Genomic DNA, 17,142 nt, shown 5'->3' on the forward strand with positions numbered 1-17,142 from the left:
TGCGGTAATGTGCCGTCGACCTGAGAATGTCCTGAGAAGTGCGGCGAGCCGGCGCCATTCGGAAACTCTGAGCGCGGCGACCTACGCGAGGTCGTCCGGGCCAGGGGGGTGGAAATGCCCGGCGGGATGTGGCCGCGCCTCGAGCGCGGGCCGTTCGGCCGTCGGGAACAAGGGGGTCCGGCGCTGGGGTCGGTCGAACCGGCGAGGCTCGTCGGCGCGGCGCGGGGGCCGGTCGTTGGCGATCAGCACGGCCATCCACGGCAACGGCACCGACACCGCCACGATCAGCAGCGAGATCAGGCCGTTGTGCCAGGCGCCGTATGCGACGGCGGCCAAGATGAGGGCCGGGATACGGAACGCCATCAGCGTCAGGTACTTACGCACCCGCGCCCGATGCTCTTCCTCGTACGAGGGCGCGGCGGCGGTGATGAGCACTGGCCTGCCGTCGTCGTCGAACCCCTGGTCGGAGCCGCGCTTCATCTCTTCACTCTCCCACAACAGATCGATTCCGGCTTATCCGGTTTCGCCACGTCGATCACGTGCAGCTCGACCAGTGCACAATGTCAGGTATGCAGACCCAGACGATCGAGCGCACCGATACCGACGAACGCGTCGACGACGGGACCGACAGCGACACGCCGAAGTACTTCCACTACGTCCGCAAGGACAAGATCGCCGAGAGCGCCGTCATGGGCAGTCACGTTGTGGCGTTGTGCGGTGAGGTATTTCCCGTCACACGCGCGGCCAAACCGGGCTCGCCGGTGTGCCCGGAATGCAAGCAGATCTACGACAAGCTCAAGAAAAGCTGATCAACCGGCCTGGTCCGCCGGGGCAACGTTGTCCTGCGACGGGGGAGGCTGGTACTCCGGGTCGCGACGCACCCGCGCGACCAGCCAGCGTCGCAACCGGTGGGCGTGGGTGGCCTGGGCGGGGAACTCCTCCTGGATAGCGGCGTTGAGTTCGGCGCCGAACATGACGGCGAAGCCCCCGAAGAACGCGAAGAGCAGAAACGCGATCGGCGTGGCCAGCGCCCCGTACGTGTAGCCGGTGCTGGTGATCCATTTCAGGTAGAACCGCAACCCCAGCGTGGCGGTCACGAACACCGCTGTCGCGAAGATGGCGCCGATCATCAGCCGATGCGACGGCAGCGGTACCGGCAGCGAAACGCGGTACAGCACCATCACGCCCAACATGAGGCCGAAGATCAGCATCGGGTAGTAGCCGTAGTGCAGCAGGTTGCCCAACGTCGGCGGGATGTGCTCAGCGACCTTGCGCGGGCCGACGACGGCCAGCGGCGCGGTCGCCACCAGGAAAATCAGCATGATCACGTAGAGGAACAACGAAAAGAATCGTTGTCGCACCGGGTGACGCAGCGGCGTCTGGTCGTGCGCTTCCACCACCGAGTCGACGAACGACGAGATCGCCGACGATCCCGCCCAGAGCGAGATGACGAAGCCCAGTGACACCACTTCGCCACGCGCGTGCTTGGTGACATCGCGGATGGTGGGCTCGATGATCTCGTTGACCACGCTGGGCGCGAAGAAGCTGTGGGCGGTGGTGACCAACGTCTTTTCGATGGCCGGCAGCGTGTCAGCGCCGAACAGCGGCGCTACGAAGGCCAGGCAGCCCAGCATTCCCAGCAGCAGTGGCGGCAGGGACAGACACGACCAGAAGCCCGCTTGCGCGGACTCCGAGAAGATCGAGTCATCCCAGCTTTTCGATAACGCCCTTTTGCTTATTCGCCACACATGGTGGCGGGACGGCCTGGCTGCCTGGTCATTCATACCCATCCAGCATTACCATGACTGCTCGCACAGCCTGGTAGCGGATGAGTTTGGACGAATTCAGCTTCCGCTGACCTCGAGCACGGCGGATTGCTCGGTCAGCTTCGCTTGATGCTTGTTTGCGTGATGCATGCAGAAGAGCAGCTCAGCTCCGGAAGCCAGCTTCGCACGAACGCGGGCGGCTGCGCCGCAGCGGTCGCAGCGGTCAGCTCTAGTCAGTTCAGGACTGGTCAGAGTTGCGTTCATGGCGTCTCCGTTTCTGGCGTGTCTTCAACTGTGTCAGACGTTTGGGGTTTTCGCCTTGTTCCCCGACCGTTATCAGGTGTGTCGTTTCTCACGGATTCCCGCTCGTCAGTCAGGCAAGCTAACTTCTATGCCGTCAGCGCGTGTACTGGTGCACCTGTGCCCGGCCGAGAAGTGGTCGCGAGTCGGCAGCTGCGGCGAAATCCGGCCCGACGCGGGCGCCCCGTTCGTGCACCTGTCGACTCCGGGTCAGGTGCATCTGCCGGCCAATCGGCTGTACCGCGGCCGCAGCGATCTGCTGCTGCTCTACATCGATCCGGCGGCGCTCGACGCCCCGGTGCGCTGGGAGCCGGGGGTGCCGACGGATCCGCAGTCGATGCTGTTCCCGCATCTGTACGGCGCGCTGCCCGCGAGCGCTGTGATCGAGGTCACTGCCTATTCACCGGCGCCTGACGGCAGCTTCCCGCCGCTGGGCGACACGTAGGCGTCGGCTTCGATTTCCACCAGCAGGCCGGGTTCGATGAGCGCGGAAACCTCGACCATGGTGGCTACCGGACGTATCTGCCCGAAAACGTCTGCGTGTACTTGCGCGACTGCGCGCCAGTGAGCGATGTCGGTCACATAGATGCGGGTCCGGACCACATCGGTCAAGCCCGCCCCGGTCTGCGCGAGCGCAACCTCGATGCGGCGCAGAGCGTCTCGGGTCTGCGCGGCGAGATCGTCGCCGCTGCCGGTGGTTCCGGCCACCGCCACGTACGGGCCAACCCGCACCGCGCGCGAATAACCCACGATCGATTCGAAATCGGATCCTGACGAGACGTTTTGTCGACCTGCTGGCATGTGGTGACACTACGTCCGCGCTGCCGTTGGCGCATTAGGAATTTCGGCGCGGCATTGGGGTCCGGGCCACCGCGCTGATGCATCGTTGAGCGTCCGAAGAAAATTGTTGTGCCGCAACAGAATTAGTGGTGAAAGCACAGAGCGTGCCGTTACGGACCCTCGCCACAACAGCTTTGACCTCGTTTGAATTGTCAAACCTGGATCCGTCGAGCCTTTACACGATTTCCGCTGCGATCGCATCATCGACGCGGTCACCGAACGGCATCCCCTCGGTATCAGTTTGCACAACCACGTAGGTGGACAGCGGTGTGTGGGCCACCATCAACGGAGCAATGCGAGCGTGTCAAACCACAGAGGTGATTGCCTGATGTCTTGTCGCTCATGGCGTGTGGTTGGTGCGCTCGCGGGGGTCGCCCTGCTGATCTTCTCCATGGACACCGGGCCCGCGGCAGCCGTCGACCCCTTTGAGGTTCAGAGCCCGAATCTGTTGGTCAACCCGGGCGCCGAGCTGGGCGACCCGTCGTTGTCTGGATACAGTTCGGTGTCCATCCCGGGCTGGAGCGTGACCGGCACACCGACCGTGATCAAGTACGGCACCCAGCGCCGCCTGCCATGGCCCCTCGCGTCGCCCGGGCCGACTCTGCCTGCCGCCTTGGGATTTCCGCGCGCTCAGAACGGGCCCCCGGACGGCGCAGTACAGTTCTTCGGCGGTGGCAACGTGGCCACATCCACGCTGACGCAAACCGTCGACCTGCGCGGCCTGCCCGCCAACGGCGCAGTGTCCTACCGGCTAAGCGGATGGCTCGGAGGCTTCTTGGAAGATCCCTCCGCGGCGACTGTCACGGTCACTTTCCTGGACGCGAATCAAGCGCCGGTGGGCACCGGCAAGATCGGGCCGGTCACTGTATTTGACCGCCGATTGAGGACTGTGCTCCTCGAACGTCAAACCACCGGGACGATTCCCGTGGGCACCCAAAGCGCGCGTGTCGTCGTGACCCTCAAAGACTGCAACCCGGTATTCGGCAGCTACAACAACGCCTACGCCGACAACCTCTCATTTACCGTGGGTGCTCCGCTGCCCGCCCCGCCGCCCCCGACACCGCCCTTGTCCAAAGTCGGTCCGCTCGACCACGTGTTCATGATCTATCTCGAGAACCATGGCGTGAAAGACATCCGCGGCAGCCGCAATGCGCCATACATCAACGGCCTCATCGACAACTACGGATACGGGGCGAACTACTACGCCCAAACCCACCCCAGCATTCCGAACTACTACCCGATCCTCGGCGGGTCGGACTTCGGCTTCAACTACAACTGCGAACTGGACTGCTTCGACGAACCCAACCTGGTCGACAACATCGAGCGAGCGGGCAAGGGCTGGGCCAGCTACGAGCAGTCCATGCCCTCCCCCTGTTTCACGCAGTCCTCGGGTCCCTACAGCCCCGGCGAACTACCATTTCTCGCCTTCCACGACATCGTCTCGAATCCCGCTCGCTGCCAGCAACATGTGTTGCCGCTGGAGCGGATGGCCACGGACCTCGCGTCGCCCGCCACCACCCCGAACTACGTGTGGTGGGCTGCGGACGAGGACCACAACATGGAGGGCCCCATCAACCTCCAATTCATCATCAGCCTGCTCACGGATCATCAATACAACATCAAGTCCGGCGACAAGTTTCTCGCCGAGACATTGCCGATCATCATGAATTCGCCTGCGTTCCAGACGCAGCGCAGCGCCATCTTCATCACGTGGGACGAGGACTACAACAACATTTCACTCGGCATCGGCAACGAAGGCAATCATGTTCCCATGATTGTCATCCCGTCACCGAACTCCGGCATGCGCCAAGGCCACTTCCTGGCAGGCCACTACAACAACCATTACAGCCTGCTGCGGACCATCGAAGACTCGCTCCAACTTCCCCGGCTCACCAACAACGACCGATTCGCCACGGCGATGAACGACTATTGGCCATAGCGTGAGCCTTCTTCCGGGAGCCATCCAGGCGTAGCGTTGCCGATGTTCTCAACGAACAGGAGAACTGCTATGGCAGCCAAATTTGAGATCAGCAAGGACAAATCCGGGAAGTTTCGATTCCACCTGAAAGCGGCCAACGGCGAGATCATCGCCGCCAGCCAGGGCTACGAGACCAAGGCGAGTGCCGAGAAGGGCATTGAGTCCGTGAAGGCAAGTGCTTCCGTCGCCAACGTCGTAGACCTGACCCAGCCGCAGCCGGCGCACAACTAGCGCCGTCTCTAATTCGCCGACGCGCGAAGCGAATTCGCTTCGCGTGATGGTTGAATGCGCGCTGCTGCGCCAGAGGCTAAGTGCCAAGGCCTCCTTCTGGAGAAGGTGGAGACGCGACGGCAGTCCCCGGTGCGCCAGGACCTCCGCCAAGACGACTGGCCGCAAAGGCCGCACCCTGGTCAATTATTGGCGCGTTGGTCGAATACGCCTTATGTACGTCGAAACTTCCCCCGTCGGAACAGATCGGGTCCGCGGGAGCGCATACCTGGATGGTCTTGGCCTGATAGAGCGGCCCGATAACGACCGGCGGCGCGCCGAAGAGGTTCATCATCTTGTCGCTTGGCAGTGCGTAGAGCACCACGGAGGAGACGTGGTTGGCCACCTCGGGGTCCATCGGTTTGGGTACGCTCGCCGGATCGATCCCAGCCGGTACGGCAGGCGAGGTGACGAAGCCCATCACGGCCGCGCCCGACGAATAACCGCCGAGCACCAACTTGGTGTTGGGGCAGTCGTGCGCCATCGAAACAACATGCGCGCCCGCGTCTCTGACGCCGTCCATGCCCGCACTCTTAAAGTCATAGGTAGCGGGGTAGTCGACCGGATACACGTCAAGCGATTTTGCGCCAAGCCGCGGGCGCAGGGAGTCAATGAATGCCTGTCCGGTCGGGCCGACGCCAGGCGGGTCGTCGGTGCCGCGCGCGAACACCACCTGAACGTCCGGACAAGGATCGGCCGAGGCGTTAGGGATTGCCGATGCGAGGACCGAAGCGTTGACCCCCAACACCGCGACCACCGCAGGAGCAAGCAAACGAGAGACGTGACGTGCAGCGCTGCTGAGAAGGTGTCCATGCATGTGATCACTAAAGCACGACTTTCTGGCAATGGGACGATGTTCGGTGTGGCAGTTTGCGGGATGTCCGCTCCTTCAGCGGTTGCTCGCTTCACCAAGCGGTAGCGGCCGAAAGGTGCGCCGTCCACGTCAGCCGATGTCGTTTACTCCCTTTCGAGCTACTGCTCGACAGCGAAGGTATGCAGATGGCCATAAAAATCGCCAACCGCACTCGAGGCTGTTCGGTTTCGCGCACCTACTGGAAGTCCGGCCGACTGCTCGTCCGCTACGGCGCCGATCACGAATATCTCGCCGAGAATCTTTCAATAATCCCGTAGCACCCGGCGCATTGTCTGCCGCAACGACTGGCCTCGGAGCATGATGGAGCACGAGAGAAAGGACTCTCAGTTGGCTCTTGCTAGAAGAACTGCTGCTGTGTGCCTCTCTTGCTTTCATCGCTATGGGAGTTGGCACCGCCGCCTATGTAAAGGGGAACGCTAACCGAACAATTGCGTTCGCCGTAATTGGTATTGCGTTGGGAGCCATGGTCTTTGGTCTGATGCGGCCGAAGTGGGCGAGGCGCGCCGCTGACTATTCAAGTCGGATCCCCCCAACGGATGGCATTGGCATGGCGCTCGCCGTGATTGCTGCTGGGCAACGGCATGAGGAATGGCAACGCGCCGCGCTCGAACGGCGTGAGCGCGTAGCGCGCGGTGCCGGCGACACCGGCCAAGCCGCAGCGAAGACCGAAACGGCTACCACGAAGGTCAGATGTCTGCAGTGCCAACATGTGCAGTCGGTGCCAGTCAGTCAACCAGCATTGGTATGCGAGCAATGCAAGGCACAGATTTGATGCGCGGTGCTGTGCCGACTAATCACAGTTGGCAAACATTGGCCCACACTGTTGGCGCCCGTACGGTCAAACCTTGCGGCCACGCGCCTCCACGCTGAGTGCCCTCAGTCGAGGTAGTCGCGCAAGACCTGAGAACGGCTGGGGTGACGCAACTTTGACATCGTCTTGGACTCGATCTGGCGGATGCGCTCGCGGGTCACCCCGTAGACCTGTCCGATCTCGTCGAGCGTGCGGGGCTGGCCGTCGGTGAGGCCGAAGCGCAGCCGCACTACGCCGGCCTCGCGTTCGGACAGCGTCTCGAGCACCGACTGCAGCTGGTCCTGCAGCAACGTGAACGACACGGCGTCGACGGCCACGACGGCTTCGCTGTCTTCGATGAAGTCGCCGAGCTGGCTGTCGCCCTCGTCGCCGATGGTCTGATCCAGCGAGATCGGCTCGCGCGCGTATTGCTGGATCTCGAGCACCTTCTCGGGCGTGATGTCCATTTCCTTGGCCAGCTCCTCAGGCGTGGGCTCCCGGCCCAGATCCTGCAGCAGCTCGCGCTGAATGCGGCCGAGCTTGTTGATCACCTCGACCATGTGCACCGGGATGCGGATGGTGCGCGCCTGGTCGGCCATGGCGCGGGTGATCGCCTGGCGGATCCACCACGTCGCATAGGTGGAGAACTTGTATCCCTTGGTGTAGTCGAACTTTTCGACCGCCCGGATCAGGCCCAGATTGCCTTCCTGAATCAGGTCGAGGAATGCCATGCCGCGCCCGGTATAGCGCTTGGCCAGCGAGACCACCAACCGCAGATTGGCTTCCAGCAGATGGTTTTTCGCACGGTCGCCGTCGCGACAGATCCACATCATGTCGCGGCGCTGAGCGGCGGGTAGCTTGTCGCCGCGCTCAGCCATTTCGGCCATCAGCTGCGTGGCGTACAGACCCGCTTCGATCCGTTTCGCGAGCTCGACCTCTTCCTCGGCGTTGAGCAGCGCCACCTTGCCGATCTGCTTGAGGTAGGCGCGTACCGAGTCCGCGGATGCGGTGAGCTCGGCGTCCTTGCGGGCCTGCCGCAGCGCCTCGGATTCATCCTCGTCCCAAACGAAATCGCCGGAGGCCTTGTCCTTTTCGCTGGGTTCAGCGATCTCTTCCTCGTCTTCAGCGGCGGCTTCGGCGGGCGCCGCGACGGCAACGGCCTCGGTCTCCTCGCCCTCGGCGTCGGCTTCGAGATCGACGTCGTCGGCCTCGGCGGCAACTTCCTCGAGATCTTCGAGGTTCAGATCGGCGGCATCGATATCGAGGTCTTCGTCCGGCTCCACGCCGAGGTCGGCGTCGAGGTCCTCGGTGGCTTCGGCGTCGTCGACAACGGCCAGGGCGTCGGCATCCGGGGCGGCGGGGGCCCCTTTGGCTGTCGCCTTGGCACCACGACCGGACGTCCCCTTTGCGTCAGCGCCTTTTGCGCGGCTTTTCTTGGGGGCCTCGGCGGCCTGCGCGGTGGCGGCGGATTTGGCGGCCTTGGACGCAGTCTTGGTAGCCCGTTTTGCGGGAGCGGCGGTGCCATTGCCGGCCTTCGCCGGCGAACGCTTGGCAGCTGTCTTGGCCGGAGACCCGTGAGAGCCAGAAGACCCGGACGACTTCGCGGTGCGCTTCACCGGATCGTCAGTTGCTGGGCTCGTCTTGGTCGCTGCCACATAGACCCCTTCGGTCGGACTCACTTCCGGTGGATCTGGGCGTGCTTAACCGAAAGTGTCTGCTATGTCGAATGTCGGCGTTGATACCAGCGTGAATACTCGCGCGTTATCGGTCGGGCGGCCGCCGCTGACCATTGTAACGACAGTGCGCGCCCATACTGCGCCAGCAGGCAAAATTCAATGCGTGACGTCCGTTGTGGAGGCCATCGCCGCACCGACTATCCCGGCCGTGTTCTGCAGGGCCGCGGGCACGATCGGGGTGCGGTTTTCCAGCAAATGCACCCACTTGTCCGCCTTACGGCTGATGCCGCCGCCGGCGATGAACAGATCCGGCCACATCGCGTTCTCGATGGCGATCAGCACCTTGGTGACCTCTTTGGCCCATTTTTTGTAGCTCCAGCCGTGGTTCTCCTTGACCGATGACGCCGCCCGGTGCTCGGCCTCTTTGCCGTCGACCTCGAGATGGCCGAACTCGGTGTTGGGTATCAGCGTCCCGTTGTGAATGACCGCGGAGCCGATTCCGGTGCCGAACGTGAGCACCACCACCAGCCCGGTGTGGCCTTTTCCCGCTCCGTAACGCTCCTCGGCGAGCCCGGCCGCGTCCGCATCGTTGAGCACCGTGACGTCCTGGCCGTCCAGTTCGGCACTGATGATGTCGCGCGCGCTGGTCCCGATCCAGGACTTGTGCACGTTGGCCGCGGTCTGCACGATGCCGTGGGTGACCACGCCGGGGTAGGTCACGCCCAGGGGACCGGTCCACCCGAATGCGTTGACGACCTCGGCGATGGTCTTGGCGACGGCCGAGGGGGTAGCCGGTTGCGGGGTCAGCAGCTTGATCCGGTCGCCGATCAACTGACCCGTGTCCAGATCGACGATTCCGCCTTTGGTGCCGCTGCCGCCGACGTCGATGCCGAATCCACGACGTTGCGCGGCGCCGGCTGTTTCGGACAGGGTATCGGTGCTGGTCATCAAATCTCCTCGGCGAGACGAGACAGTTGGCTGCCCGCCCACCTTAGCCCTGGGAATTGCCGTGGTTGAGCAGTTGGACGCCGTGCCGGTCAACTGTGATGCGATATAGCGGTGACGCCTGCCGACAACGACCCGGCGCGGCTGCGCTCTGCGGCCGAAACGCTGGCTGCTGAAGCCGCCGCGTTCGTGCGAACCCGCCGTGCGCAGGTATTCGGCGTCGGCGCCCCCACCGCCGCCGACGGCGACGTGGTGAAGACCAAGAGCACCCCGACCGATCCGGTCACGGTTGTCGACACCGAGAGCGAACGCTTGCTGCGTGATCGGCTGGCGCAGCTGCGACCCGGTGATCCGATCGTGGGTGAGGAAGGCGGCGGCCACACTGGCCGGACGGTGCCACGCGCCGACACCGTCACCTGGGTGCTGGATCCCATCGACGGCACGGTGAACTTCGTGTACGGCATCCCGGTGTACGCGGTGTCGGTGGCAGCACAGATCAACGGCGTGTCGGTGGCCGGCGCGGTCGCCGACGTCGTCGCCGGGCGCGTGTATTCGGCCGCGCGCGGGCAGGGCGCGCAGGTCACCGACGAGCATGGGACGCAACCGTTGCGCTGCACCGCCGTCGAGGAGTTATCGATGGCGTTGGTAGGCACCGGCTTCGCGTACTCGCTGCGGCGCCGCACCGTCCAGGCGGCGCTGGTGGCGCGGATGCTGTCGATGGTCCGCGACGTGCGCCGGATCGGCTCGGCGGCGCTGGACTTGTGCATGGTGGCGGCGGGCCGCCTGGATGCCTACTACGAGCACGGGCTGCAGCCGTGGGACTGCGCGGCGGGCGCGCTGATCGCCGCCGAGGCGGGCGCCCGGGTAGAACTGCCCGACTACAGCTCGCCGGACGGCAGTGCGGGCCTGGTGATGGCGGCAGCGCCCGGAATCGCCGACGAGCTGTTGGCGGCCCTCAAGCAGTGCAACGGCCTGGAGCCGATCCCCGACTGACGCTCAGCAGCTGCTGGTGTGGATTTTGGACAGCAGCGCGGGATCCGCGGCTTCGGTGGCACCCGGGCGCAGGGTGGCGAGGACGGCGTCGATGTTGTCGTCGTGCGCCAGGGCGGTGAATTCGGTACCGAGAACCAGATCGACTGAGTCGTCGGCGCGGCCGTCGTGGAACAGTTCGGTGCAGGGCGCCACCAGCCATACTGCGGCCGCCGTGGCCTGCCCGGCGGTGCCGAAGCGGATCTGGCCCTGACAGTTCAGCCGGGTTCCGGCGTAGACCGGGTCGTTGGCGGCGGACGGCTGGGCGAAGCCCAGATCCCGTAGCGCGCCGGAGACGTCGGCGGCCTGACCGCCGCGACCGCTGGCATTGAGGACGCGGACCTTGGTTTCGCTGAGTTTGGCCGGCGCGACGTCCGTCATCTCCGACCGCGACACCGGTTCACCCACTTTGACCGTCGTCGACTCGGTCGTCTGCGGAGGCGGGTTACAAGCCGTAGCCTCGCGGACCTTCGCCGGCCGCGTCAGCGCAACGGTCCAGATGATGCCGGTCATGATCGTCAGCAGGATCACCACGATGATGGCGGGCCGGGGGTTGCGTCGCCGAAAGGGCCGGCCGTGCTTGTCGAAAGCGGTACCTTCGGTGATTTGTGCGACCACAGGTGCACTCTAGTCGGACGCTAAACGCACTGTTTAAGGGCGAACTCAAGAGTCAATACAGGGGTGTGACGTAAATCACACTCTAATGAACGGCGATCCGGGCACGAATCATTTGGTGGATGCGTTCGACGCTGGTACAAAGCGTTGCTTGGGATATTGCGGGTTTAAGGGATCTAAGGGCACAGAGGGTTAAGGGCAAGAGGGGATAGGACGATGCCTACCGACTACGACGCTCCACGGCGCACCGAGACTGACGACGTCTCCGAGGACTCGCTGGAGGAGCTCAAAGCGCGGCGGAACGAGGCGGCGTCGGCAGTGGTCGACGTCGACGAATCCGAATCCGCTGAGAATTTCGAGTTGCCCGGCGCCGACCTGTCCGGTGAAGAACTGTCTGTGCGCGTCATTCCGAAGCAGGCGGACGAGTTCACCTGCTCGAGTTGCTTCCTGGTGCAACACCGCAGCCGGCTCGCCAGCGAGAAGAACGGCGTGATGATCTGTACCGACTGCGCTGCCTGACAGCTGCACTCAGCTTCTCAGGGCCGACAGCACCCGCTCGGGGCGACGGCAGCTCACCAGCCAGTACGGCGTGGGGTCATCGGGGTCGTCGAGGACGACCAGAATCATCGGGCCCACCCATGCCCGGTGCAACACAAAAGCCGCCGGGTCGAGCTGACGGCCAAGCGCCGCTGACTTGGCGGATGCGACGATTTCGGCGGACCGGGCGATGGCGGTGACCGGCAGGTGCGCCTCGCCGGCCCAGAGCTCGACGTCGCCGGCCGATGACTCGCCGGTGACCCGGATCTCGATCCGGCCGAGCCACAGCAACGCGCCGGCCGCGACGGTGAACAGGATTACGTACGGCAGCCAGTCGGGCAGCGCCGTGATGCCGAGGTTGACTTCGAAGGCGATGAGCCCCGCCAGCGCGAAGCCCAGCGGCCACCACCACCAGGGCACCCACAGTCGTTCGCGATATCGCACGCTGTGCGGCGCTATACGCGTACCCGACACGCGGTCAAGAGTAGTCTGTGGCCCCGTGTCGCCCAGTCTGGCCGTTGTCCGTCTCGACAAGGATCTGCCCCTGCCCAGCCGTCCTCACGACGGCGATGCCGGGGTCGATCTGTACAGCGCCGAAGATGTCCAGCTGGCACCCGGGCATCGCGCCCTGGTGCGCACGGGCGTCGCGGTCGCGGTCCCGTACGGGATGGTGGGTTTGGTCCACCCGCGTTCGGGATTGGCTTCCCGCGTGGGACTTTCGATCGTCAACAGTCCGGGGACCATCGATGCGGGCTACCGTGGTGAGATCAAGGTTTCGCTGATCAACCTCGACCCACACACGCCGATCGACGTGCACCGCGGCGACCGGATTGCCCAGCTGCTGGTGCAGCGGGTCGAGCTACTCGAGTTGGTGGAGGTCTCCTCCTTCGACGAGGCCGGGCTGGCCGAAACCTCCCGTGGCGACGGCGGTCACGGTTCCTCCGGCGGCCACGCAAGCTTGTGACGCCGGCGACGATTCAGGGCAGGAGAGCGATGGAGAGGAGCGGCGCTGATGGCGGCATTCGGTAGACGCTCAGGCAAAGACGACAGCTCGAAGGCTTCCGTCGAGCCGCCGGACGAGACGCCAGCGCCCGCGGCCGCCGAAGCAGCGCCGCAAGCCGACGCAGGCGCCGAAGACCAGGGGGAGCTGGAGGGCCCGTTCGACATCGACGACTTCGATGACCCGGCGGATGCGGTGCTGGGCCGACTCGACCTCGGCTCGGTGCTGATCCCCATGCCGGCCGGAGGCCAGCTGCAGGTCGAGTTGACCGAGAGTGGGGTGCCCAGCGCGGTGTGGGTCGTCACCGAAAACGGCCGCTTCACGATCGCCGCGTATGCGGCACCCAAGACGGGCGGCCTGTGGCGTGAGGTGGCCGGCGAACTCGCCGATTCGCTGCGCCAGGACTCGGCCCAGGTCAGCATCAAGGACGGCCCGTGGGGTCGAGAAGTGGTCGGCACCGCCTCGGGCGTGGTGCGTTTCATCGGGGTCGACGGCTACCGATGGATGATCCGCTGTGTCGTCAACGGCTCACACGAGACCATCGACGCGCTGGTCGAGGAAGCCCGCACGGCACTGGCGGACACCGTCGTCCGTCGCGGCGACACGCCGCTGCCGGTGCGCACGCCACTGCCGGTCCAGTTGCCCGAGCCGATGGTCGAGCAGCTGCGCGAGGCGGCCGCACAACAGGCCGCGCAGGCGGTCTCGCAACAGACAGAGGCCGCCGCGCGCCGCGGTGCCGAGGGATCGGCGATGCAGCAATTGCGCACGACGACCGGCGGCTAGCCGGCGCAGGTCGCACCCGGCGTTGCCGAGCCTGCGACGGTGGCGCCGAACCTGCGTCCAGGGCGCATCTGCCCGCCATCGAGTAGCCATGACCGCAGGCTCGCTGCGGTCAACAGTCGGCAAGCGCGGCCAGACAGGCCGCGCCCAGCGCGGCGGCTTCCGCGCCGATCTGATCCAGCGTCACCGTGCGCAGCGCGGCGCGCGGCGCTGCGCTCACCCAGTCGACACCGACCTGCAGGGGGTGAATGGGGTCGTCGACCGCGGCGGCTACCCCCAGCGGCACGGTCAGCCGCTGCAGTTCCGTTCGGCTCGGGGCGATGTAGCCCGCCGCCGCCTCCATGGCGTCGGGCAGCTGCGGCCATTGACTGCGCCACGACCGGGCCAGCTCGTCGGCCAGCCAGTGCGGGCTGGACGCCCGCATCTGCGTAGTGGTGGCTTCCAGGCCGTCGCGGCGCAGCTGGGACGCCGAATGCCGGGCCGCCAAAGCGGCCGGCGCCGAGCCCGGGTCACCGGTCCAGGCCGGCAGCGCAGCCAAGACGGCCACCGCCTGACCGGGATGGGCCAGCGCCCACGCTGCTGCCACCGCCGCGCCGATCGACACGCCCCCGACGCAGATCGGGCCGGCGCGAGCGGCGTCCTCCAAGGCGGACACATAGCCGTCGATCAGACGGCCCGGCTGCGGCCGCGGCGTGACCACCACGGCGCCGACATTGCGTAGGGGGCCGGAAAACGCCCGGTCGACGTAATCGTCGTCGGATCCGGTTCCGGGCAGCAACACGGTGGTGACACCGCGCAAATCGACAGCCACCCCTAGATAGTGCCCGGCGTCCGCGGGGGCACCAAGATGGCTGGCAGTGAGACCGGTTTCGGCTCGGTGGCGCCGGGGAACCAACAGGTCTACGGTTGCCGTTGGCATAGGTATATAGCGGATGTTGGTTGCCGTAGTCGAGCACTGTCAGGAGTGGCCATGAGGGCCCAAGGTTTTCTGCGCCGGCTCTCCCGTCGGTTGACGGAGGACCCGGAGGAACGCGACTGCGAGGAGCTGTCCGACGAAGTCATCAGCACCGGCGCGCAACGCGTGATCGACTGCCACCGCGGTCAGGAAGTGACGATGGTCGGTACTTTGCGCAGCGTGGAGACCACCGGCAAGGGCGGCTCCGGCGGGGTGCGCGCGGAGTTGTTCGACGGTAGCGACACCGTCACGCTGGTCTGGCTGGGTCAACGCCGGATCCCCGGCATCGACTCGGGTCGCACCCTGCGAGTACACGGTCGGCTCGGCAAGCTGGAGAACGGGTCCAAAGCCATCTACAACCCGCACTACGAGATTCAGCGGTGACCGTCCCGAGTGATCTGGGGGATTCACCGGGGTCTCCCGTCAGCGCCAAGCGTGTCCACCCGGACCGGCTCCTCGCGCAGGTTGGTGGGGTGGCCGGTCTCGTCTACTCGACGGTGCCGGTGGTGATCTTCGTGGCCGCATCCAGCGTCGCGGGGCTGCTCCCGGCGATCGGGTTCGCCGTTGGCGCGGCCGCCCTGATCTTGGTGTGGCGGTTGATCCGTCGGGAATCGACGCAGCCCGCGCTTTCCGGATTCTTCGGGGTGGCCATCTGCGCGCTGATCGCCTACGCGATGGGTGAGTCGAAGGGCTACTTCCTGCTGGGCATCTGGATGTCGTTGTTCTGGGCGGTGGTTTTCGCGGTGTCGATCGCGATCCGCAAGCCGGTGGTCGGCTATCTGTGGAGCTGGGCCAGCGGGCGTGATCGCGGCTGGCGCAACGTTCCCCGGGCGGTGTATTCGTTCGACGTCGCCACGCTGTGCTGGACGCTGGTCTTCGCCGCCCGGTTCGCGGTCCAGGAGCTGCTGTACGACGCGGACAAGACTGGTTGGCTCGGGATAGCGCGGATCGCGATGGGCTGGCCGCTTACCGCGGTGGCCGCGCTGGGGACCTACGCGGCCATCAAGGCGGCTCACCGAGCCATGCCCGCCGACGACGAGGCAGCTGACGGGGCTCCGGCCACCGGCGCCGAGATCGACAGCGACGCCCAGCGCGACTAGTGGCGATCACGAGCGCGGCGTAGCCGGGCGAAGTGGGTCGCCACCATCAGGACTTGTGGCGATCACGAGCGCGGCGTAGCCGGGCGAAGTGGGTCGCCGCCATCAGGACTAGTGGCGATCACGAGCGCGGCGTAGCCGGGCGAAGTGGGTCGCCACCATCATGACTAAGCGCCGGGCTGTGCCCGAGTGTCCTGGTTCGACAGCAGCAGCTTGCTCAGTTCCTCTTCCACCTCGGTGACCGCGACGAAGAGCAGTTCGTCGCCACCTTCCAGCGGCTCGTCGGCCTCGGGGACGATGACCCGGGGCCCGCGCAGGATCGTCACCAGGGCGGCGTCTCGCGGCAGCTGCAGCTTGCGCACCGGCTTGCCGCCCCACGGGGTGTCGTCGGGCAGCGTGATCTCGACCAGGTTCGCCTGACCCTTGCGGAACTCGATCAGCCGCACCAGGTCGCCCACCGCGACGGCCTCCTCGATCAACGACGCCAGCATCCGCGGCGTGGACACCGCCACGTCCACCCCCCATGCGTCGGTGAACAGCCATTCGTTGCGGGGATCGTTGACCCGGGCTACCACCCGGGGTACCGCGAATTCGGTTTTGGCCAGCAGGCTGAGGACCACGTTGACCTTGTCGTCGCCGGTGGCCGCGACCACCACGTCGAACTCCTCGAGGTGCACCGACTCGAGCAGGCTCAGCTCGCACGCGTCGCCGAGGCGCCAGTGCGCGGCCGGGATGGCGTCGACATCGACGTGGTCAGGGTTGCGCTCGATCAGGGTGATGTCGTGGCCGTTCTCCACGAGTTCGCGGGTGACCGAGCGGCCCACCGCACCCGCGCCCGCGACAGCTACCTTCATTTCCGGCGCTCCTCGGTCAGCGGGATCATCGGCTCGGTCCTGAGTCCAGGTCTTCGCTCGGCGGCAAGGCCGCGATGGCAACCGCCTCAGCGGCGCGTCCGGATATCGCGGCGACGTAGACCTGGTCGCCGGCCTGGATGACCGTCTTGGGCTCCGGCAGGATGCCCGTCCCGAATCGGATCATGAAGGCGACCCGCGCGCCGGTGGCCTGCTCCAGGTCGGTGGCGCGGTGTCCCACCCAGTCCTCGTGCAGGACCACCTCGGAGACGGTCACGGTACCGGTCGGGTCGCGCCACTTGGCGGTCTCGGTTTCCCGCGTCAGAGCGTGGAGCAGGCGATCGGTGGTCCAGGGCACCGTGGCAATGGTCGGGATGCCCAGACGCTCGTAGACCTCGGCGCGCTTGGCGTCGTAGATGCGCGCGACGACGCGCTGCACACCGAACGTCTCCCGGGCCAGCCGTGCCGAGATGATGTTGGAGTTGTCCCCGGACGAGACCGCGGCGAACGCGTCGGTCTCCTCGATACCGGCCCTGAGCAGTACATCGCGGTCGAATCCCTGGCCCAGCACGCGCTCGCCGGCGAACTCCGGACTGAGCCGGTTGAAAGACGCGCTGTCACGGTCGATGACGGCGACATCGTGGCCGATTCGGGACAGCCCGTCGGCAACCGAAGACCCCACCCGGCCGCACCCCATCACAATCACCCGCACTTGCGGCCCTCCCGGCTGCGTCCTGCATGTCCACGCTTATCGGTAGACCACATTGGCCAGCCGATTTCGGTAGGGACAATTCTCGCCTAGGGAACGCTACCGCCAAACCCGGGTGGGCTTACCCTTGGCT

24 protein-coding genes are annotated in these 17,142 nt (G+C 65.7%); 11 read left to right on the forward strand and 13 right to left on the reverse strand.

Features of this window, described 5'->3' with window-relative positions:
• Positions 1-81: 81 nt before the first annotated feature.
• Positions 82-498 carry a DUF3099 domain-containing protein gene (locus tag A9W99_RS07685; RefSeq protein WP_156622995.1) on the reverse strand — a complete coding sequence of 139 codons (417 nt, stop codon included), beginning with the start codon at positions 496-498 and terminating at the stop codon, positions 82-84.
• 71 nt (positions 499-569) lie between these two features.
• On the opposite strand from A9W99_RS07685, the gene A9W99_RS07690 reads away from it, so the two are divergent.
• Positions 570-809 carry a DUF3039 domain-containing protein gene (locus tag A9W99_RS07690; protein ID WP_067375432.1) on the forward strand — a complete coding sequence of 80 codons (240 nt, stop codon included), beginning with the start codon at positions 570-572 and terminating at the stop codon, positions 807-809.
• Here the strand turns inward: A9W99_RS07690 and A9W99_RS07695 are convergent, their stop codons facing one another.
• Together A9W99_RS07695 and A9W99_RS07700 are read right to left on the reverse strand one after the other, a co-directional pair.
• Positions 810-1,784, reverse strand: a complete 975-nt coding sequence (locus A9W99_RS07695; protein ID WP_067375569.1) for a YihY/virulence factor BrkB family protein — start codon at positions 1,782-1,784, stop codon at positions 810-812.
• 60 nt (positions 1,785-1,844) lie between these two features.
• A complete protein-coding gene (locus A9W99_RS07700; protein WP_067375434.1) occupies positions 1,845-2,030 on the reverse strand; it encodes a hypothetical protein in 186 nt (61 codons plus the stop codon).
• Between the two features lie 127 nt (positions 2,031-2,157).
• On the opposite strand from A9W99_RS07700, the gene A9W99_RS07705 reads away from it, so the two are divergent.
• Positions 2,158-2,511, forward strand: a complete 354-nt coding sequence (locus tag A9W99_RS07705) for a DUF952 domain-containing protein (protein WP_067375436.1) — start codon at positions 2,158-2,160, stop codon at positions 2,509-2,511.
• On the opposite strand, the gene A9W99_RS07710 is transcribed toward A9W99_RS07705, so the two are convergent.
• Entirely contained in the window at positions 2,463-2,867 is a 405-nt protein-coding gene (locus A9W99_RS07710; RefSeq protein WP_067375438.1) for a RidA family protein, read from the reverse strand. The two genes, A9W99_RS07705 and A9W99_RS07710, sit on opposite strands and share 49 nt — an antisense overlap.
• Positions 2,868-3,234: 367 nt before the next feature.
• On the opposite strand from A9W99_RS07710, the gene A9W99_RS07715 reads away from it, so the two are divergent.
• On the forward strand, positions 3,235-4,845 hold the full coding sequence (locus tag A9W99_RS07715; protein ID WP_067375440.1) for an alkaline phosphatase family protein: 1,611 nt from the start codon (positions 3,235-3,237) through the stop codon (positions 4,843-4,845).
• Positions 4,846-4,914: 69 nt separating this feature from the next.
• Positions 4,915-5,115: a DUF1508 domain-containing protein gene (locus A9W99_RS07720; RefSeq protein WP_067375442.1), complete on the forward strand. Its 201-nt coding sequence runs from the start codon at positions 4,915-4,917 to the stop codon at positions 5,113-5,115.
• A gap of 76 nt (positions 5,116-5,191) precedes the next feature.
• On the opposite strand, the gene A9W99_RS07725 is transcribed toward A9W99_RS07720, so the two are convergent.
• Positions 5,192-5,968 (reverse strand): cutinase family protein, encoded by a 777-nt coding sequence (locus A9W99_RS07725; RefSeq protein ID WP_067375444.1) that lies wholly within the window; start codon positions 5,966-5,968, stop codon positions 5,192-5,194.
• Between the two features lie 182 nt (positions 5,969-6,150).
• Here A9W99_RS07725 and A9W99_RS27535 point away from each other — a divergent pair, with 182 nt between their 5' ends.
• Entirely contained in the window at positions 6,151-6,282 is a 132-nt protein-coding gene (locus A9W99_RS27535) for a hypothetical protein (RefSeq protein WP_256389942.1), read from the forward strand.
• 257 nt (positions 6,283-6,539) lie between these two features.
• Here the strand turns inward: A9W99_RS27535 and A9W99_RS07730 are convergent, their stop codons facing one another.
• From A9W99_RS07730 to ppgK, 3 genes are all read right to left on the reverse strand, one after another.
• A complete protein-coding gene (locus A9W99_RS07730) occupies positions 6,540-6,758 on the reverse strand; it encodes a hypothetical protein (RefSeq protein ID WP_156622997.1) in 219 nt (72 codons plus the stop codon).
• Positions 6,759-6,901: 143 nt separating this feature from the next.
• A complete protein-coding gene (locus A9W99_RS07735; protein ID WP_067375571.1) occupies positions 6,902-8,470 on the reverse strand; it encodes an RNA polymerase sigma factor in 1,569 nt (522 codons plus the stop codon).
• Between the two features lie 177 nt (positions 8,471-8,647).
• Positions 8,648-9,439: a polyphosphate--glucose phosphotransferase gene (gene ppgK / locus A9W99_RS07740; RefSeq protein ID WP_067375448.1), complete on the reverse strand. Its 792-nt coding sequence runs from the start codon at positions 9,437-9,439 to the stop codon at positions 8,648-8,650.
• A 111-nt stretch (positions 9,440-9,550) separates the two neighbouring features.
• Between ppgK and A9W99_RS07745 the strand changes: the two genes are divergently transcribed.
• Positions 9,551-10,429, forward strand: a complete 879-nt coding sequence (locus A9W99_RS07745) for an inositol monophosphatase family protein (RefSeq protein WP_067375449.1) — start codon at positions 9,551-9,553, stop codon at positions 10,427-10,429.
• Between the two features lie 3 nt (positions 10,430-10,432).
• Here the strand turns inward: A9W99_RS07745 and cei are convergent, their stop codons facing one another.
• Complete coding sequence (gene cei / locus A9W99_RS07750) at positions 10,433-11,083, reverse strand: envelope integrity protein Cei (protein ID WP_067375451.1); 651 nt, start codon at positions 11,081-11,083, stop codon at positions 10,433-10,435.
• Between the two features lie 213 nt (positions 11,084-11,296).
• On the opposite strand from cei, the gene A9W99_RS07755 reads away from it, so the two are divergent.
• On the forward strand, positions 11,297-11,599 hold the full coding sequence (locus A9W99_RS07755) for a DUF4193 domain-containing protein (RefSeq protein ID WP_036468275.1): 303 nt from the start codon (positions 11,297-11,299) through the stop codon (positions 11,597-11,599).
• Between the two features lie 9 nt (positions 11,600-11,608).
• On the opposite strand, the gene A9W99_RS07760 is transcribed toward A9W99_RS07755, so the two are convergent.
• The gene (locus A9W99_RS07760; protein ID WP_067375453.1) at positions 11,609-12,091 is read right to left on the reverse strand and encodes a DUF3093 domain-containing protein; all 483 of its coding nucleotides are present in this window, start codon (positions 12,089-12,091) and stop codon (positions 11,609-11,611) included.
• A 25-nt stretch (positions 12,092-12,116) separates the two neighbouring features.
• Here A9W99_RS07760 and dut point away from each other — a divergent pair, with 25 nt between their 5' ends.
• On the forward strand, positions 12,117-12,581 hold the full coding sequence (gene dut / locus A9W99_RS07765; RefSeq protein WP_067375455.1) for a dUTP diphosphatase: 465 nt from the start codon (positions 12,117-12,119) through the stop codon (positions 12,579-12,581).
• Between the two features lie 48 nt (positions 12,582-12,629).
• The gene (locus A9W99_RS07770; protein WP_067375457.1) at positions 12,630-13,400 is read left to right on the forward strand and encodes a DUF3710 domain-containing protein; all 771 of its coding nucleotides are present in this window, start codon (positions 12,630-12,632) and stop codon (positions 13,398-13,400) included.
• Positions 13,401-13,509: 109 nt separating this feature from the next.
• Here the strand turns inward: A9W99_RS07770 and A9W99_RS07775 are convergent, their stop codons facing one another.
• Positions 13,510-14,208: a hypothetical protein gene (locus tag A9W99_RS07775; protein ID WP_067375572.1), complete on the reverse strand. Its 699-nt coding sequence runs from the start codon at positions 14,206-14,208 to the stop codon at positions 13,510-13,512.
• Between the two features lie 159 nt (positions 14,209-14,367).
• On the opposite strand from A9W99_RS07775, the gene A9W99_RS07780 reads away from it, so the two are divergent.
• Together A9W99_RS07780 and A9W99_RS07785 are read left to right on the forward strand one after the other, a co-directional pair.
• A complete protein-coding gene (locus A9W99_RS07780; RefSeq protein WP_067375459.1) occupies positions 14,368-14,736 on the forward strand; it encodes an OB-fold nucleic acid binding domain-containing protein in 369 nt (122 codons plus the stop codon).
• The gene (locus A9W99_RS07785) at positions 14,733-15,452 is read left to right on the forward strand and encodes a DUF3159 domain-containing protein (protein ID WP_082929886.1); all 720 of its coding nucleotides are present in this window, start codon (positions 14,733-14,735) and stop codon (positions 15,450-15,452) included. The genes A9W99_RS07780 and A9W99_RS07785 overlap by 4 nt, the downstream gene beginning before the upstream one ends.
• A gap of 164 nt (positions 15,453-15,616) precedes the next feature.
• Here A9W99_RS07785 and A9W99_RS07790 read toward each other — a convergent pair whose 3' ends face one another.
• Both A9W99_RS07790 and A9W99_RS07795 read right to left on the reverse strand, forming a co-directional pair.
• Complete coding sequence (locus A9W99_RS07790; protein WP_067375461.1) at positions 15,617-16,303, reverse strand: TrkA family potassium uptake protein; 687 nt, start codon at positions 16,301-16,303, stop codon at positions 15,617-15,619.
• A gap of 25 nt (positions 16,304-16,328) precedes the next feature.
• Positions 16,329-17,012, reverse strand: coding sequence for a TrkA family potassium uptake protein (locus A9W99_RS07795; RefSeq protein WP_156622998.1), 684 nt, complete (start codon positions 17,010-17,012; stop codon positions 16,329-16,331).
• Between the last annotated feature and the right edge of the window lie 130 nt (positions 17,013-17,142).

This window comes from Mycobacterium sp. 1164966.3 (assembly GCF_001665395.1).
In the GTDB taxonomy this organism is placed as follows: Bacteria; Actinomycetota; Actinomycetes; order Mycobacteriales; family Mycobacteriaceae; genus Mycobacterium.

Excerpts from the sequence above, each read along its gene's own strand:
- A9W99_RS07690 (WP_067375432.1), top strand. The coding sequence starts at position 570 with ATGCAGACCCAGACGATCGAGCGCACCGATACCGACGAACGCGTCGAC.
- A9W99_RS07695 (WP_067375569.1), bottom strand. The coding sequence starts at position 1,784 with ATGAATGACCAGGCAGCCAGGCCGTCCCGCCACCATGTGTGGCGAATA.
- A9W99_RS07700 (WP_067375434.1), bottom strand. The coding sequence starts at position 2,030 with ATGAACGCAACTCTGACCAGTCCTGAACTGACTAGAGCTGACCGCTGC.
- A9W99_RS07705 (WP_067375436.1), top strand. The coding sequence starts at position 2,158 with ATGCCGTCAGCGCGTGTACTGGTGCACCTGTGCCCGGCCGAGAAGTGG.
- A9W99_RS07710 (WP_067375438.1), bottom strand. The coding sequence starts at position 2,867 with ATGCCAGCAGGTCGACAAAACGTCTCGTCAGGATCCGATTTCGAATCG.
- A9W99_RS07715 (WP_067375440.1), top strand. The coding sequence starts at position 3,235 with ATGTCTTGTCGCTCATGGCGTGTGGTTGGTGCGCTCGCGGGGGTCGCC.
- A9W99_RS07720 (WP_067375442.1), top strand. The coding sequence starts at position 4,915 with ATGGCAGCCAAATTTGAGATCAGCAAGGACAAATCCGGGAAGTTTCGA.
- A9W99_RS07725 (WP_067375444.1), bottom strand. The coding sequence starts at position 5,968 with ATGCATGGACACCTTCTCAGCAGCGCTGCACGTCACGTCTCTCGTTTG.
- A9W99_RS27535 (WP_256389942.1), top strand. The coding sequence starts at position 6,151 with ATGGCCATAAAAATCGCCAACCGCACTCGAGGCTGTTCGGTTTCGCGC.
- ppgK (WP_067375448.1), bottom strand. The coding sequence starts at position 9,439 with ATGACCAGCACCGATACCCTGTCCGAAACAGCCGGCGCCGCGCAACGT.
- A9W99_RS07755 (WP_036468275.1), top strand. The coding sequence starts at position 11,297 with ATGCCTACCGACTACGACGCTCCACGGCGCACCGAGACTGACGACGTC.
- A9W99_RS07770 (WP_067375457.1), top strand. The coding sequence starts at position 12,630 with ATGGCGGCATTCGGTAGACGCTCAGGCAAAGACGACAGCTCGAAGGCT.
- A9W99_RS07780 (WP_067375459.1), top strand. The coding sequence starts at position 14,368 with ATGAGGGCCCAAGGTTTTCTGCGCCGGCTCTCCCGTCGGTTGACGGAG.
- A9W99_RS07790 (WP_067375461.1), bottom strand. The coding sequence starts at position 16,303 with ATGAAGGTAGCTGTCGCGGGCGCGGGTGCGGTGGGCCGCTCGGTCACC.